At 40.9% G+C, this 16,489-nt stretch carries 9 protein-coding genes, 3 rRNA genes and 1 riboswitch; all 12 genes read left to right on the top strand.

The features are described 5' to 3' along the window. Positions 1-82: 82 nt before the first annotated feature. The 12 genes from AC3RV6_RS15760 to purK all read left to right on the top strand — a co-directional run bounded on the left by AC3RV6_RS15760 (position 83) and on the right by purK (position 16,447). Entirely contained in the window at positions 83-1,033 is a 951-nt protein-coding gene (locus AC3RV6_RS15760; protein WP_489746916.1) for an AAA family ATPase, read from the top strand. Then, the gene (locus tag AC3RV6_RS15755; RefSeq protein ID WP_489746915.1) at positions 1,030-2,244 is read left to right on the top strand and encodes a DUF58 domain-containing protein; all 1,215 of its coding nucleotides are present in this window, start codon (positions 1,030-1,032) and stop codon (positions 2,242-2,244) included. The genes AC3RV6_RS15760 and AC3RV6_RS15755 overlap by 4 nt, the downstream gene beginning before the upstream one ends. Next, entirely contained in the window at positions 2,241-4,433 is a 2,193-nt protein-coding gene (locus tag AC3RV6_RS15750; protein ID WP_489746914.1) for a DUF4129 domain-containing transglutaminase family protein, read from the top strand. The genes AC3RV6_RS15755 and AC3RV6_RS15750 overlap by 4 nt, the downstream gene beginning before the upstream one ends. A gap of 135 nt (positions 4,434-4,568) precedes the next feature. Next, positions 4,569-6,122 carry a glutamine-hydrolyzing GMP synthase gene (guaA, locus tag AC3RV6_RS15745; RefSeq protein ID WP_489746913.1) on the top strand — a complete coding sequence of 518 codons (1,554 nt, stop codon included), beginning with the start codon at positions 4,569-4,571 and terminating at the stop codon, positions 6,120-6,122. A 320-nt stretch (positions 6,123-6,442) separates the two neighbouring features. Beyond that, on the top strand, positions 6,443-7,783 hold the full coding sequence (locus AC3RV6_RS15740; protein WP_489746912.1) for an NCS2 family permease: 1,341 nt from the start codon (positions 6,443-6,445) through the stop codon (positions 7,781-7,783). 646 nt (positions 7,784-8,429) lie between these two features. After that, positions 8,430-9,986 (top strand): 16S ribosomal RNA (locus AC3RV6_RS15735). 388 nt (positions 9,987-10,374) lie between these two features. After that, positions 10,375-13,330, top strand: a 23S ribosomal RNA gene (locus AC3RV6_RS15730). Positions 13,331-13,425: 95 nt separating this feature from the next. After that, positions 13,426-13,541 (top strand): 5S ribosomal RNA (gene rrf / locus AC3RV6_RS15725). The 16S, 23S and 5S rRNA genes sit together here, the layout of an rRNA operon. Before the next feature lie 256 nt (positions 13,542-13,797). Further along, positions 13,798-14,319: a DUF2179 domain-containing protein gene (locus AC3RV6_RS15720; protein ID WP_489749287.1), complete on the top strand. Its 522-nt coding sequence runs from the start codon at positions 13,798-13,800 to the stop codon at positions 14,317-14,319. Next, positions 14,316-14,507, top strand: a complete 192-nt coding sequence (locus AC3RV6_RS15715) for an NETI motif-containing protein (protein WP_489746911.1) — start codon at positions 14,316-14,318, stop codon at positions 14,505-14,507. Before AC3RV6_RS15720 ends, AC3RV6_RS15715 begins: the two co-directional genes overlap by 4 nt. A gap of 89 nt (positions 14,508-14,596) precedes the next feature. After that, positions 14,597-14,696: riboswitch (purine riboswitch) on the top strand. A gap of 144 nt (positions 14,697-14,840) precedes the next feature. Then, positions 14,841-15,329 (top strand): 5-(carboxyamino)imidazole ribonucleotide mutase, encoded by a 489-nt coding sequence (gene purE / locus AC3RV6_RS15710; RefSeq protein ID WP_489746910.1) that lies wholly within the window; start codon positions 14,841-14,843, stop codon positions 15,327-15,329. Further along, positions 15,323-16,447 (top strand): 5-(carboxyamino)imidazole ribonucleotide synthase, encoded by a 1,125-nt coding sequence (purK, locus tag AC3RV6_RS15705; protein WP_489749286.1) that lies wholly within the window; start codon positions 15,323-15,325, stop codon positions 16,445-16,447. Before purE ends, purK begins: the two co-directional genes overlap by 7 nt. Positions 16,448-16,489 lie beyond the last annotated feature (42 nt).

Raw genomic sequence — 16,489 nt, 5'->3', positions numbered from 1 at the left:
GGAATGGTATATCCTGTATTATAAAATTGATTGTGTAAATTTTCCGCCAAATAGTAATTACTAGATATTTAGGGGGTTGAAAATGAATTATAAAGAAATGATCGAAAAAGTTATAGCTAATATTGAACAAGTAATTATTGGTAAACGGAATATATCAGAATTAAGTCTTCTCGCACTTCTCGCGGGTGGGCATGTTTTACTTGAGGATGTTCCTGGCGTTGGAAAAACAATGATGGTAAAAGCATTAGCGAAATCAATCGGTGCAGACTTTAAGCGCATTCAATTTACGCCGGATTTATTGCCATCAGATGTTCTTGGTGTATCTATATATAACCCAAAAGAGATGGAGTTTGAATTTAGACCAGGTCCTATTATGGGGAACATCGTTCTTGCGGATGAGATAAATCGAACATCACCTAAAACACAGTCTGCGCTACTTGAAGGAATGGAAGAGTCAACTGTGACAATAGATGGAGAAACAATGCAGATTCCACAACCTTTTTTTGTAATGGCAACACAAAATCCGATTGAATATGAAGGTACATATCCGTTACCAGAAGCACAACTCGATCGTTTTTTATTTAAGTTGAAAATGGGTTATCCTACAGTACTTGAGGAGATTGAAGTGTTAAATCGTGCAGAAAAAGAAATCTCTTTTCATAAACTAGAAACAGTTCTGTCAATCGAAGAGTTAAAAGTTTTAAAGAGTGCCGTAAAAGACGTGATTGTAGGAGATACTATAAAGTCTTATATTGTTAGGCTTGTTAATGAAACAAGAACGAACCCTTATGTATATTTAGGTGTGAGTCCACGGGGGTCACTAGCACTTATGAAGTCTTGTCAGGCCTATGCTCTGATGAGAGGGCGAGCGTATGTAACGCCAGATGATGTTCAATATTTAGCACCATTTGTATTTGAACACCGCATGATTTTACGTCCTGAAGCAAAATATGAAGGGATTACGACTGCGGAAATTATTGATCGGATTATAGTCAGAGTGCAAGTGCCGATTGATAAGGTTGCACTTGAATGAAGAGGACTCTAAAACGTTTTTCTAGTATCGGTCGTTTCTTATTTGTTTGGTTCGTTCTCATATCTGCATTCGTCTTTGCGATGTTTCAAGGTGGGCAAGTGAGTTGGACAATTTTTTATAGTATCTTACCATTCGTTTTATATTCCATTTTATTATTTATATATCCGCTTATAGACATCCAAGTAGGTAGAGTTATTAAAGTTCCAGTTATAGAAAATGGCGGAAAGCTCGTCGTAGCAATAAGCTTTAAAAGGAAATGGCATTTCCCACTTTTATATACTGTCATATCCGAGAAGTGGCGAGATGAAGGTCAACCATTCTTGGCAAAAGAAACACGAAATAAGTTGTTTTTAATAGGCTTCCGGAGAGAAATAACTTGGCACTATGAAATTAATCAGGTGCCGCGTGGAGAACATGTCATTGAAGGGATAAACATTGAGGTATCTGATTTTTTTGGTTGGATTCGTAAAACTCGCTTCGTTCAGATGTCCACTACCTTATTGGTGTATCCAAAAACTGCGGAAATTCATTACACCGAGGCAGGTACCCAAAATGAACAAGGCATGATGACTGCACCTTTTAATTTAATAAAGGATATGAACTTAGCTACAGGTGTAAGAGATTATCAGACAGGCGACCGTATGTCATGGATTCATTGGAAATCATTCGCTCGTACGCAGACATTAATGACAAAGGAATTTGAAGATAAGAGGTCACGAGAACTAACGATTATTCTTGATAGTCGCCCATCCAAATCATTTGAGGAGCAAGTTACTTTGGCGGCTTCGATTTTGAAAGATGTATCAAGACAGCAGATAACTACGGATTTTCTTTCAATTGGGGATGGTCATACAGCTTTTCCGTCGCTTCAATTTGAGGAAGATTTTAGGCAAGCGCAAATTCACTTAGCTAAAATAAAACCTTCTGAAAAAGAATTAACAACAAAAACGGGTAACTACGGAAGTATGTTCCAAACAGGTGGAAGTACTATTGTCGTTACAGGAAGTCCGAATTGGACATTTCTTGAATCAATTGTTAAAAATGTTAAAAGTACATCGTCTATTATTTGTTTTGCTGTAATAAAAAAGGAAGATTCACAGCAAATTGATTTTTTAAGGAAAGTTGAATTTGCAAAAACGAAGGGAATTGTTGTACATATTTTAACACAGGAACGATTTTCAGAAGCGTTTAAAGAGGTGACAAGCCTATGAGTGAAAAACGAATGAATAAGTTGCTGATATTAATCCTTTATATATTTACTTTTATTTTGCTTCGTGAATGGTTAATTCCCGTTATGATGCTTACAAAGACGGGCGGTTTATCGCTCTTTTTATATTTTATTATATTGTCATTTTTATTAAAGTCAATTGGAAGTAAATGGTGGTTATCTCTAACTCTAAAAGCATTATATATTTTTTGGGTTATCCACCCTATTTATTTTGAAACAATAATACCTAATTTTAAAATAGCCAATCTTATAATAAAAGATTTATTATCGAACTATTCTATTATTGTCAGCGGTGATTGGGAAAGCATTTCAAATCCTTTTAGAACAATTTTATTTTTTGTATTACTTTGGATGGTGGTATATCTTCTAAGTTATTGGATTGAAACGAAGAAGACGGTCCTGTTTTTTTATATTTCTACTGTCATCTTTATTGCTATTATTGATACATTTACTGCATATTCAGCTAGTGGCGCTATCATTCGAATTATGGTAACAGGGCTATTGCTCATTGGTTATATCTATATTATTAAACTTGCTGACAGGCATGATACAGTACTTAATTTAAAGGTTTTGGTGTCAATGTCGATTCCGCTTTTATTAATTGTTGTTGTAAGTATTTTATTTGTAGTTTTATTGCCTAAACGTGGTCCTGTGTGGCCGGATCCGGTTCCTTATTTGCAGGCTGCTGTAGATGGTTCAGATAAAGTTGCTGAATCTGGTATAGCAAAAAGCGGTTATGACCCTGATGACTCGACGTTGGGTGGTCCATTTGTGGAAGATGATACACTCGTTTTTGAGTCGGTTGTTGATAAAAAACAATATTGGAAAATTGAAACGAAAAACACGTATACATCCAAGGGTTGGGCGCCCATGGATAATTCAGATGTTACAATTTATAGTTCTGGGCATAATATGGGCGAGTATGTATCAAATGGAAATATTGAAAACGAAGAAAATAAATTGGTAGAAATTAATTTGTTTGAGAAGTTTCCGTTTCTAGTTTACCCTTACGGAATGTCGAAAGTGAATACTACTGAAGATATTACTTTTCTTTATTTAAAGGGAAGTGGTCATTATTTAACTGAAGCTGAAGATGAAGCTTACGCACTCCCATCTTACGAAGTAGAATATACCGACCATGATTTTAGTTTAAAAGCTTTACGGGCGACAAAAATGGATTCATTTAATGAAGAGGAAGATAACTTTGCGGACTATTTGCAGTTGCCGGAGGAACTTCCTATTAGAGTCGCTGAATTAGCTTTAACAATAACTGAGTCAACTGAAAGTGTTTATGATAAAACAAAAGCGATTGAGCGCTACTATGGCAGAAGTGGTTTTAAATACGACCGAGAAAAAGTAGCGATACCTGATGAAGAGGACGATTATGTCGATCAGTTTTTATTCGATACGAAGATAGGGTATTGTGATAACTTTTCTACTTCAATGGTCGTAATGCTACGAACACTTGGTATACCGGCACGGTGGGTAAAAGGTTTTGCACCAGGTGAACTTGGACGGAATGCGAATGATGAGCGTGTGTATAAAATTACAAATAATGAAGCACATTCATGGGTAGAGGCTTATATGCCTGGAATTGGTTGGATGCCATTTGAACCGACAATTGGCTTTTCAGGTCCAGCAAGTATTGATTATGATGTCGAGCTAGAAGCGAACGATCCTGAAGTGGAAGAAATGCCTGAACAGAAAAGACTTGAACTCGAGAAGACAGAAAAAATAGTGGAAAAGAAAAAAGAGTTTGATTTATATAAAATGTTAGGTTCTCTAGGGCCGTCGTTACGTAGTAATCTATGGCAAGTAATGGGTTTCGGTATCGGATTAATAGTTATTTGTGTTGTCCTTTATAGTTATAGAAGAAAATGGATTCCGAAAATCCTAGTTTTAAATCGAAGTGCACAAATTGTAAATTGGAATACATTCGAGAAAAAATTTAAGATTCTTTTAAAGCAATTGGAGCGTTGCGGAATAAAACGACAGAGTGGTGAAACGTTGTCTGTTTATGCAATCCGTGTTGATGCGCATCTGGATGGACAAATGATGAAAGAATTTACAAATGCATATGAAATAGGAATATACGGTGAGGATAAAGTAAGCCACGATTGGCAACGCTTACAGAAGGTGTGGGAACATTTAATCATTAATACTACGAATTGATTTTCTGCACTTTTAGAAGTAAGATTAGTAAAAGAATTGCTTTGATAGTACGCATATCGATTGTTTTAAGTTAACGGAAATGACTTGAATAATTATAGTAAGCAATCTTGGAATAATGAGGAAGAGGTGGAGTTTATGTCAACAGCTCCTTTATTAATTGAACAAGAAAAAATTGTGATTTTGGATTATGGTAGCCCATATAACCAGCTCCTCACCCGCACGATTCGTCAATTGGGAATGTATAGTGAATTACACCCACATACAACAACAGCAGAAGAAATCAAAAAGATGAATGCTGTTGGAATTATTTTATCAGGTGGACCAGTTTCTGTTAATGAAGAAGATGCTTATGGCATCGATCCAGAAATTTTTTCAGCGGGTATTCCATTGCTTGGTATTTGTTACGGTATGCAACTTATCGTTAATCATTTTGAGGGAACTAGTAAGAAACTTGGAGAACGTACTTATAGTACAGAACAAGTGACTTTAGATACAACTTCTACTCTTTTTAAAGGCTTAGTTGAAAAACAAGCTGTTTGGTTGAGCAATGGAGATTGTGTTGCTTCATTACCAGAAGGATTTAAAACACTTGCAAGTAGTGATGACTGTGAAATTGCTGCAATTGGCGATGATTCACGCCATATTTACGGTTTACAGTTTCTTCCTGAAGTCCTTCATTCTGAACATGGACATGACTTCCTTAAGCATTTTATCTTTGAAATGTGTGGAGTGAAAGAAAAGTGGACAATGAAAGGTTTCGCAGAAATCGAAATCGGAAAAATTCGTGCTACAGTCGGTGACAAAAAAGTCCTTTTGGCGCTAAGTGGCGGTGTCGATTCTTCAGTTGTTGCGGCTTTACTTCATAAAGCAATTGGTGACCAGTTGACTTGTATCTTTGTTGACCACGGACTTCTTCGTAAAGGTGAAGCAGATGGCGTTGTAAAAACATTTGGTGAGCAGTTTAATATGAACTTAATTAAAATTGACGCACAAAGACGTTTTCTTGATAAATTAATCGGTGTATCTGACCCAGAAACTAAGAGGAAAACGATTGGTAACGAGTTCATCTATGTATTTGCTGATGAAGCAGCGAAACTTGACGGAATCGATTTCCTTGCGCAAGGAACTATATACACAGATATCCTTGAAAGTGGAACGGCTACAGCACAAACAATTAAATCTCACCATAATGTAGGTGGATTACCTGAAGATATGGACTTCGAACTAATTGAGCCACTTGAAGCTTTATTTAAAGATGAAGTACGTGCATTAGGTACTGAACTTGGTTTGCCGGATGAAATCGTTTGGCGTCAACCATTCCCGGGTCCAGGTTTAGGTGTACGTGTTCTTGGAGAAATTACTGATGAAAAGCTAGAAATGGTTCGTGAATCAGACGCGATTTTACGTGAAGAAATTAAAATTGCTGGTCTTGATCGTGATATTTGGCAATATTTCACAGTACTACCTAATATTCAAAGTGTTGGTATGACTGATGGGAAACGTACTTATGCATATGCAATTGGTATTCGTGCAGTTAACTCAGTAGACGGCGTAACTTCGGATTGGGCAAGAATCCCTTGGGATGTTCTGCAAAAGGTAAGTGCTAGAATAACTTCAGAGGTTCCAAATATTAACCGCGTTCTTTACGACGTTACGAGCAAGCCACCATCAACAATAGAGTGGGAGTAAGTTTAAATAAATTTGAATAAATTTGAATTTAGTTCGCATCCGTTTGAATGGCACTAAATTCAAACGGATGCGAACGCTCTAAATTCAAATTACCATGAATTTAATAATTCCTACCCAGTTTGAATGGCACTAAATTCAAACGGATGCGAACGCACTAAATTCAAACTTCCATTGTACTTAACAACTTAAATCAATTACAATAACTCCGTATGTAACTAAAAGAATACTTTATTTACGAAAGAGTTTATATTGGAAAAGTATATGGCTTAATGTCATATGCTTTTTTAAATTCAAAAAATAAGAATTAAAGGAAGATATTCATGAAGAAATATTTTGAGTTTGACAAGTTAGGGACAAGTTATCGTCAGGAGATAATTGGTGGTTTAACTACATTTCTGGCTATGGCTTATGTTTTAGTAGTAAACCCTATTATGTTATCGCTTGAAGCGGTACCAGATTTACCGGATGCAATGCGGATGGATAAAGGTGCTGTGTTTGTTGCGACAGCAGTTGCGGCAGCTATTGGCTCTTTATTAATGGGTATTATTGCGAAATATCCTATTGCACTGGCGCCTGGTATGGGTTTAAATGCATTTTTTGCATTCACGGTGGTATTAGGATACGGAATACCATGGCAAACGGCGTTAACTGGAGTACTTTTTTCTGGACTTATTTTTATCATATTATCACTTTCTGGATTAAGGGAGACGGTTATAAATGCCATTCCCGCCCAGCTTAAATATGCAGTAGGAGCAGGAATAGGTCTGTTCATAACGTTTCTTGGGTTCCAAAATGCAGAAATAATTGTAGGCGACCCTAATACATTAGTCGGTCTTGGCGATTTATCAAAAGGATCGACGTTACTTGCGATTTTTGGTCTTGTCTTAACTGTTATCTTAATGGTGCGAAAAATTGGAGGAGCAATATTTTATGGAATGATTGCAACTACCGTTTTAGGAATGACTACTGGACTAATTGAGCTTCCTCATAAAATTATTGATAAAGTACCTCCTATATCACCAACCTTTGGAGCAGCGTTTGATGTATTTTTTGATGATCCAGCTTCATTGGTCACAGCGCAATTTTTAGTCATCGTCATTACATTCTTATTCGTAGACTTTTTTGATACTGCAGGCACACTAGTTGCAGTTGCAAATCAGGCCGGTCTTATGAAGGATAATAAGTTGCCACGTGCTGGTAAAGCATTGATTTCAGATTCACTTGCAACAGTATCAGGGGCCATTTTAGGAACATCAACGACAACTTCGTATATAGAATCAACAGCTGGGGTTGCCGCTGGAGCCAAAACTGGTTTCGCTTCTGTTATAACTGCATTACTGTTTCTGCTTGCGCTTTTCTTTTCGCCTCTTTTGCTAGTCATTACACCTGCAGTTACTGCGCCTGCATTAATTATAGTAGGTGTTCTAATGGTATCTACTTTAGGGAATATTGAATGGAATCGTTTTGAAATAGCTGTTCCGGCATTCTTTACAATCATCGTCATGCCACTTAGTTATAGTATTGCTACTGGGATTGCGGTTGGTTTTGTCTTTTATCCTATTACAATGATATTAAGTGGTCGTAGGAAAGAAATACATCCTATTATGTATGGTTTGTTTATCATCTTTATACTATACTTCATCTTTATTAAACAGAATTAGTTTTAACACGTAGTTCCTGATCGCGAAGGGGACTACGTTTTTTTTATGGGCATGTAGTGATACTCTATAGTAGAGTTTTGAATACAGTTGTTTAATCTATGGGGATAAAAGCATGAAATGTTAACTTGAATAAAATCTATCTTAAACATTATGTTTTTTGGCTTGACTTATTTATCACATATGTTATGATTAGATTTCATTAGAAAGACGAACGCGTTTCGAACAATACTTTTTAAAAGTAATTGTTGACATTCGAATCACACTCTGTTATATTTAATGAACGCCGAAGAGGACGAGCAATTAACGACATTCTTCGACAAATAAATGAACCTTGAAAACTGAACAGCAAAACGTCGATATAAGTCATTCGTGTTTACACGATATGATTAATAACTCAGGACGCTTCGGCGCACTTGAGTATAAACGTTTCTATATGAAACAAAATTGTCATTCAATAGACGTAGTTAACGCTACAACTATTAATGCCAGCAAAAAGAAATGAGCTTTCATTTTCTTCTTGTTCTGGCGGTCGAGACGTAGTGCAGTGCTAGGAAGCGATTGAGCGAAGGAAGGAACGTACATTAGTACGTGACTGACGGAGTGAGAGAAGTTGACAACGCAATGTGCTGCGTATCGGCTAGCCAGTATTATGGAGAGTTTGATCCTGGCTCAGGACGAACGCTGGCGGCATGCCTAATACATGCAAGTCGAGCGAACAAACTTTGGAGCTTGCTTCAAAGTTTTGTTAGCGGCGGATGGGTGAGTAACACGTGGGCAACCTGCCCTGCAGATGGGGATAACTCCGGGAAACCGGGGCTAATACCGAATAATCAGTTCGTCCGCATGGACGAACTCTGAAAGACGGTTTCGGCTGTCACTGCAGGATGGGCCCGCGGCGCATTAGCTAGTTGGTGGGGTAATGGCCTACCAAGGCAACGATGCGTAGCCGACCTGAGAGGGTGATCGGCCACACTGGGACTGAGACACGGCCCAGACTCCTACGGGAGGCAGCAGTAGGGAATCTTCCACAATGGACGAAAGTCTGATGGAGCAATGCCGCGTGAGCGAAGAAGGTTTTCGGATCGTAAAGCTCTGTTGTAAGGGAAGAACACGTACGGGAGTAACTGCCCGTACCTTGACGGTACCTTATTAGAAAGCCACGGCTAACTACGTGCCAGCAGCCGCGGTAATACGTAGGTGGCAAGCGTTGTCCGGAATTATTGGGCGTAAAGCGCGCGCAGGCGGCCTGTTAAGTCTGATGTGAAAGCCCCCGGCTCAACCGGGGAAGGTCATTGGAAACTGATAGGCTTGAGTACAGAAGAGGAAAGCGGAATTCCACGTGTAGCGGTGAAATGCGTAGAGATGTGGAGGAACACCAGTGGCGAAGGCGGCTTTCTGGTCTGTAACTGACGCTGAGGCGCGAAAGCGTGGGGAGCAAACAGGATTAGATACCCTGGTAGTCCACGCCGTAAACGATGAGTGCTAAGTGTTAGGGGGTTTCCGCCCCTTAGTGCTGCAGCTAACGCATTAAGCACTCCGCCTGGGGAGTACGGCCGCAAGGCTGAAACTCAAAGGAATTGACGGGGACCCGCACAAGCGGTGGAGCATGTGGTTTAATTCGAAGCTACGCGAAGAACCTTACCAGGTCTTGACATCCCACTGCCCGGTATAGAGATATACTTTTCCCTTCGGGGACAGTGGTGACAGGTGGTGCATGGTTGTCGTCAGCTCGTGTCGTGAGATGTTGGGTTAAGTCCCGCAACGAGCGCAACCCTTGATCTTAGTTGCCATCATTAAGTTGGGCACTCTAAGGTGACTGCCGGTGATAAACCGGAGGAAGGTGGGGATGACGTCAAATCATCATGCCCCTTATGACCTGGGCTACACACGTGCTACAATGGACGGTACAGAGGGTCGCCAACCCGCGAGGGGGAGCTAATCCCATAAAACCGTTCACAGTTCGGATTGCAGGCTGCAACTCGCCTGCATGAAGCCGGAATCGCTAGTAATCGTGGATCAGCATGCCACGGTGAATACGTTCCCGGGTCTTGTACACACCGCCCGTCACACCACGAGAGTTTGTAACACCCGAAGTCGGTGAGGTAACCCTTAGGGGAGCCAGCCGCCGAAGGTGGGACAGATGATTGGGGTGAAGTCGTAACAAGGTAGCCGTATCGGAAGGTGCGGCTGGATCACCTCCTTTCTAAGGATATATGTCCATAGTCGGATTACACCACTGGTGTATGAAAGCTAGGCATACGGAAAATCGACGTTTTGCGTTCAGTTTTGAAGGTTTATTAAAGATTAATTAAGATTTTTTTAATTAATTGGCCATAAAACCATTTTTTGTGTCTTTATGGTTACTAATAATAATTCAAAACTTGTTCTTTGAAAACTGGATAAAACAATAATTGTAACAAATCAAGAATCAACCAAAATAAACAGAACTTCGTTTATCTATGATAAACATGTTTTTGTTTATTTTAAAGAATGACCTTTTTACGAAACGTTGATTTTTACATCGCTGTAAAATCACGTTTATTTAAAAGATAAGAATTAGCGACGCAATGCGACGTTAAGACCTATTTTTTGGTTAAGTTAGAAAGGGCGCACGGTGGATGCCTTGGCACTAGGAGTCTATGAAGGACGGCACTAACACCGATATGCTTCGGGGAGCTGTAAGTGAGCTTTGATCCGAAGATTTCCGAATGGGGAAACCCACTGCTCGTAATGGAGTAGTACGTTTACGTGAATACATAGCGTAATCGAGACAAACCCGGAGAACTGAAACATCTAAGTACCCGGAGGAAGAGAAAGAAAAATCGATTCCCTGAGTAGCGGCGAGCGAAAAGGGAACAGCCCAAACCAGGAAGCTTGCTTCCTGGGGTTGTAGGACATGCTATACGGAGTTACAAAGGAATGGATTAGGCGAAGCGACCTGGAAAGGTCCGCCGTAGCGGGTAATAGCCCCGTAGTCGAAAGTTCATTCTCTCCAGCATGTATCCTGAGTACGGCGGAACACGTGAAATTCCGTCGGAATCCGGGAGGACCATCTCCCAAGGCTAAATACTTCCTAGTGACCGATAGTGAACCAGTACCGTGAGGGAAAGGTGAAAAGCACCCCGGAAGGGGAGTGAAATAGATCCTGAAACCGTGTGCCTACAAGTAGTCAGAGCCCTTGTTGACTTTCCTTCGGGAGAGTCACGGGTGATGGCGTGCCTTTTGTAGAATGAACCGGCGAGTTACTGATTTCATGCAAGGTTAAGCAGAGAATGCGGAGCCGCAGCGAAAGCGAGTCTTAATAGGGCGAATTAGTATGAGGTCGTAGACCCGAAACCAGGTGATCTACCCATGTCCAGGGTGAAGGTAAGGTAATACTTACTGGAGGCCCGAACCCACGTATGTTGAAAAATGCGGGGATGAGGTGTGGGTAGCGGTGAAATTCCAATCGAACCTGGAGATAGCTGGTTCTCTCCGAAATAGCTTTAGGGCTAGCCTCAAACTTTAGAATCTCGGAGGTAGAGCACTGTTTGGACTAGGGGCCCATCCCGGGTTACCGAATTCAGACAAACTCCGAATGCCGATGATTTATGTTTGGGAGTCAGACTGTGGGTGATAAGATTCATAGTCGAGAGGGAAACAACCCAGACCACCAGTTAAGGTCCCAAAGTCTCTGTTAAGTGGAAAAGGATGTGGCGTTGCCCAGACAACCAGGATGTTGGCTTAGAAGCAGCCACCATTTAAAGAGTGCGTAATAGCTCACTGGTCGAGTGGCGCTGCGCCGAAAATGTATCGGGGCTAAACAGAGCACCGAAACTGTGGACTTACATCTTAGATGTGAGTGGTAGGAGAGCGTTCTAGGGGCGTCGAAGTTAGACCGTAAGGACTAGTGGAGCGCCTAGAAGTGAGAATGCCGGTATGAGTAGCGAAAGAAGGGTGAGAATCCCTTCCACCGAATGCCCAAGGTTTCCTGAGGAAGGCTCGTCCGCTCAGGGTTAGTCGGGACCTAAGTTGAGGCCGAAAGGCGTAGACGATGGATAACAGGTTGATATTCCTGTACCACCTCCCCGCCGTTTGAGTAATGGGGGGACGCAGTAGGATAGGGTGAGCGCGCTGTTGGTTATGCGCGTCTAAGCAGTGAGGTGTGAAATGAGGCAAATCCCATTTCTATAACATTGAGCTGTGATGGCGAGGGGAATTATTCCCTGGAGTCCCTGATTTCACACTGCCAAGAAAAGCCTCTAACGAGGCGGGAGGTGCCCGTACCGCAAACCGACACAGGTAGGCGAGGAGAGAATCCTAAGGTGATCGAGAGAACTCTCGTTAAGGAACTCGGCAAAATGACCCCGTAACTTCGGGAGAAGGGGTGCTCTGGTAGGGTGTTAAAGCCCGAGAGAGCCGCAGTGAATAGGCCCAGGCGACTGTTTAGCAAAAACACAGGTCTCTGCAAAACCGCAAGGTGATGTATAGGGGCTGACGCCTGCCCGGTGCTGGAAGGTTAAGGGAAGAGGTTAGCGCAAGCGAAGCTTTGAACCGAAGCCCCAGTAAACGGCGGCCGTAACTATAACGGTCCTAAGGTAGCGAAATTCCTTGTCGGGTAAGTTCCGACCCGCACGAAAGGCGTAACGATCTGGGCACTGTCTCAACGAGAGACTCGGTGAAATTATAGTACCTGTGAAGATGCAGGTTACCCGCGACAGGACGGAAAGACCCCGTGGAGCTTTACTGTAACCTGATATTGAATTCTGATGCAATCTGTACAGGATAGGTAGGAGCCTTAGAATCCGGAGCGCTAGCTTCGGAGGAGGCGTTGGTGGGATACTACCCTGATTGTATTGGACTTCTAACCCATGCCCCTTATCGGGGCAGGAGACAGTGTCAGGTGGACAGTTTGACTGGGGCGGTCGCCTCCTAAAGAGTAACGGAGGCGCCCAAAGGTTCCCTCAGAATGGTTGGACATCATTCGCAGAGTGCAAAGGCATAAGGGAGCTTAACTGCGAGACCTACAAGTCGAGCAGGGTCGAAAGACGGGCTTAGTGATCCGGTGGTTCCGCATGGAAGGGCCATCGCTCAACGGATAAAAGCTACCCCGGGGATAACAGGCTTATCTCCCCCAAGAGTCCACATCGACGGGGAGGTTTGGCACCTCGATGTCGGCTCATCGCATCCTGGGGCTGTAGTCGGTCCCAAGGGTTGGGCTGTTCGCCCATTAAAGCGGTACGCGAGCTGGGTTCAGAACGTCGTGAGACAGTTCGGTCCCTATCCGTCGCGGGCGCAGGAAATTTGAGAGGAGCTGTCCTTAGTACGAGAGGACCGGGATGGACACACCGCTGGTGTACCAGTTGTCTTGCCAAAGGCATAGCTGGGTAGCTACGTGTGGACGGGATAAATGCTGAAAGCATCTAAGCATGAAGCCCCCCTCGAGATGAGATTTCCCATTACGCAAGTAAGTAAGGTCCCTCAGAGATGATGAGGTTGATAGGTCCGGGGTGTAAGTACGGCGACGTATGTAGCTGACGGATACTAATTGATCGAGGACTTAACCAAATAACGTAATAAGTAAGTGGGCTGATTCCCCTGATTTGTGAAGATTACCTGTTTTATTCAGTTTTGAAAGAACAATTAAATTCTTTCAATATAAGTATGGTGGCGATAGCGAAGAGGTCACACCCGTTCCCATCTCGAACACGGTAGTTAAGCTCTTCAGCGCCGATGGTAGTTGGGGGTTTCCCCCTGCAAGAGTAGGACGTTGCCATGCACTAAAGAAGTCATTACCTTAACTGGTATTGGCTTTTTTTGTTTATAAAGAATTATTTCTTAAACTCTAAGGATGGATGAAAGTAAAAACGAGAATATATTGTAATCAAAACAAATTACATTTCTCAATTTTTTTAAAAAATGAATTTCTAATTAACAAAAAAACAATACTTTATCATATAAAATCATTAATACTTGAAGTCTTCTTGTTTTCAAGATACGCTAATTAAATACGGAAAGGAATGGTTATCTTGCAAATGGTTTTAATAATATTTTCCATCAATATAGTGTATGTCACATTCTTTACCGTACGCATGATTTTAACACTTAAAGGATATAGGTATATAGCGGCCGGTGTAAGTATGGTTGAAGTTGTTATCTACGTAATTGGACTAGGGTTAGTGCTAGATAATCTAAATGAGATTCAAAACTTAGTTGCATATGCAATAGGCTACGGCTGTGGTGTAGTTATTGGGACAAAGATTGAAGAAAAGATGGCGCTTGGCTATATTACTGTCAATGTAATTACTGCAGATGTAAATAACAAATTACCTGCAATCCTACGTGAAAGTGGTTATGGCGTGACTAATTGGTCCGCAAGTGGACTAGACGGAGATCGGTCTGCTATGCAAATCCTAACGCCTCGTAAATATGAATTGAAGCTTTATATGAAAATAAAGGAATTAGATCCCAAAGCTTTTATTATTTCTTATGAGCCAAAGACAATCCATGGTGGATTTTGGGTTAAATCTGTTAGAAAAGGAAAGTTATTTAAATGAAACCAAATAAAACAGTGTGGTTTGAAGTGTCTGAAGGTGAAACTATTAGTAACTGTTTAAACAGAATCGCAAGCGAAGGATATTCTGTTACAGGTAAAAAAGAAATACCGGTATTTGCGGAGGTAAATGGTGAAGATATACCAATTCAACAAATCATTAGGTTTAGTGGTGTGTTAATAGAAAAATAAACAAACAAAAGACGAACGATCTAAAAAAGAAACTTATAAACGTTCGGTTTTTGTTGACGTATGTCTTTTCACTTGTTAAAATAATAAGAGTAAATAAGGTATTAGATCCCCATATATACTGTGGAATTGGCCACAGTGTTTCTACCAAGACACCTTAATGTCTGGACTATGCGGGAAAGCGACTTTCAGGAATTATTGCGGAAGGTGTGAACTGGCCGATGGGTACACTCAACTTAACGCATATTAATACTTCCTCGAATACTCTGCTTTTCATGCTAGATGAAAAGTAGGTTATTCGAGGATTTTTTTAATTAAAAAAGGAGCGGATATTTAGTGGAGCCTAAAGTTGGCGTTATTATGGGCAGTAAAAGCGATTGGGAAACAATGAGACATACATGTGATATTTTAGATGAACTTGAGGTTCCATATGAAAAGAAAGTTGTTTCTGCACATCGTACACCTGATTTAATGTTTGAATATGCCGATACCGCACAAGAGCGTGGTTTAAAAATCATTATAGCCGGTGCAGGAGGGGCAGCTCATCTTCCGGGTATGGTTGCTTCCAAAACATTACTTCCTGTAATTGGGGTTCCAGTTCAATCGAAAGCACTTAATGGAATGGACTCTCTACTGTCAATTGTACAAATGCCAGGCGGAGTTCCTGTTGCAACAGTTTCAATTGGAAAAGCTGGAGCGACGAATGCCGGTATACTTGCTGCTCAAATATTAGCGATAACGGATTTTGATTTGCAAAGTCGTATTCAATCACGTCGAATGGAAATGCGCAACGTCTCTATTGAAAGTAGTGATGAGTTATTATGAAAACAATCCTTCCAGGTCAAACGATTGGTATTATCGGTGGTGGTCAACTTGGGCGAATGATGGGTATGGCAGCTAAAGAAGCAGGTTTTAAGATTGCTGTATTAGACCCTACTAAAGATTCGCCTTGTGGACAAATTGCAGATATTTGCATAGTTGCTTCTTACAATGACAAAGCGGCACTCCAAGAATTAAGTGATGTGAGCGACGTGATTACATATGAGTTTGAAAATATTGACTATGAAGGCTTGAAGAAATTATGTGAATCCACAAATGTTCCACAAGGGGCTGAACTTGTACGAATCACACAAAATCGAATAAATGAAAAAGCAGAAATTACAGCTTCGGGTGCTCCAGTAGCTAACTATATTACTGCACAGACGTTCGAAGAATTAAAAAATAAAATAGATGTAGTTGGTTATCCTTGTATAGTGAAAACAGCTTTTGGTGGTTATGACGGTAAAGGGCAAGTAAAACTGGAATCTGCTGAAGAGCTTGAAGAAGCACAATCGTTATTCACTCATTCGGCTTGTATCGCTGAAGCGTTCGTTCCATTTGATAAAGAAATTTCTGTCATTATTCAACGCAATGCGGCTGGTGAGTCTTATTGTTTACCGATTGCTGAAAACATTCACGTAAATCATATTTTACATGAATCAATTGTACCTGCTCGAGTAAATAAATTTGTTTTAGAGAAAGCTGAAGCAGCTGCTTTGAAAATTGCAGATCACTTACAACTAGTTGGCACACTGGCTGTCGAAATATTCGTATTACCAGATGGAGAAATAGTCATTAATGAACTAGCACCACGGCCACATAACTCAGGTCACTATTCAATTGAGGCTTGTAATATATCACAGTTCCATCAACATATTAGAGCAATTTGTGGCTGGCCTCTTCGGAAACCTAAATTATGGGGACCAAGCATAATGGTAAACATACTAGGTGAACATGTAGAACCGCTATCCAAAGTTGTTACGGATTATCCGGATTGGTCATTTCATCTATATGGTAAAGCAGATGCTAAAGAAAAACGTAAAATGGGTCATGTAACAATAATGACGAACGACATTGATAAGACCTTAGAGGAAATTGAATCAACTGGAATTTGGACTAATTAAAAGCATTTGATGAATAGTTATTCTAGAACCCCAATATTAATT

The organism is Sporosarcina sp. So3-204 (assembly GCF_058068165.1).
Note: the sequence above shows the minus strand (reverse complement) of the source record. Positions and strands in the feature narration are given on the sequence as shown.

Bases quoted from the DNA above. Each gene is read 5' to 3' on its own strand.
- AC3RV6_RS15720 (WP_489749287.1), top strand. From the start codon at position 13,798: ATGGTTTTAATAATATTTTCCATCAATATAGTGTATGTCACATTCTTT.
- AC3RV6_RS15760 (WP_489746916.1), top strand. From the start codon at position 83: ATGAATTATAAAGAAATGATCGAAAAAGTTATAGCTAATATTGAACAA.
- AC3RV6_RS15740 (WP_489746912.1), top strand. From the start codon at position 6,443: ATGAAGAAATATTTTGAGTTTGACAAGTTAGGGACAAGTTATCGTCAG.
- guaA (WP_489746913.1), top strand. From the start codon at position 4,569: ATGTCAACAGCTCCTTTATTAATTGAACAAGAAAAAATTGTGATTTTG.
- AC3RV6_RS15750 (WP_489746914.1), top strand. From the start codon at position 2,241: ATGAGTGAAAAACGAATGAATAAGTTGCTGATATTAATCCTTTATATA.
- AC3RV6_RS15755 (WP_489746915.1), top strand. From the start codon at position 1,030: ATGAAGAGGACTCTAAAACGTTTTTCTAGTATCGGTCGTTTCTTATTT.
- AC3RV6_RS15715 (WP_489746911.1), top strand. From the start codon at position 14,316: ATGAAACCAAATAAAACAGTGTGGTTTGAAGTGTCTGAAGGTGAAACT.